This is a genomic window from Vibrio sp. D431a (genome assembly GCF_030248655.1).
GTDB classification, from domain to species: Bacteria; Pseudomonadota; Gammaproteobacteria; order Enterobacterales; family Vibrionaceae; genus Vibrio; species Vibrio alginolyticus.
The window spans coordinates 1-655 of the sequence record NZ_JAHGAP010000047.1; the positions used below are offsets into that span (position 1 = coordinate 1).

Genomic DNA, 655 nt, shown 5'->3' on the forward strand with positions numbered 1-655 from the left:
GTGGCATTTTTTACTTTGCGTTGGTTTTAGTGTTTAAGGTGGTATGCGGTGGCTTCGGTATTGCGTTGCTCACCCCTTAACAGGGCGTTATGTGCTTTGGTGGAAATGAATATGGAAATCACAATCAGGCTTATCGAAACAGAAAGCATAGAGGACAAGGGTATATTCGAGACTTTGTTTAGAGAGTACTTATCTGGATTCTCAGTTGAGCTAGATCTCTCAGTAATTGCTCAGCTATTTGCGTTGCCTTATTTCCACGGATTTATCAGTTTTGTCGACAATAAGCCTGCCGGTTTTGCGGTTTGCTTTGAATCGTTCTCAACTTATCGTGTGCAAAGAGTGATGAATATCCATGATTTTATGGTGTCGGACAACTTTCGTGGTAAAGGTGTGGGGCAAAGCGCAACTGAATGGTATCGAACAGTATTGTCGTGATAATGATTACCTCAAAATCACACTAGAGGTCGGTGATGATAATGTTGCAGCTAAAAAGCTCTATAGCTCATTGGATTACGAAGATTACAGAGTAGTTTTGACAGGGCAGCAACATTGGCAAAAGTACCTCAATTAGCACGCACATAACAAACTGTTCAAGAGGGATTCGCAACGCGTGGCATTTTCACTATGCGTTGGTTTTAGTGTTTATGGTGGTATG

General features: G+C 41.7%; 1 pseudogene. It reads left to right on the plus strand.

Features of this window, described 5'->3' with window-relative positions:
- The first annotated feature begins 111 nt into the window (after window positions 1-111).
- Window positions 112-571: pseudogene (locus KJB35_RS26315) on the plus strand (N-acetyltransferase family protein).
- Window positions 572-655 lie beyond the last annotated feature (84 nt).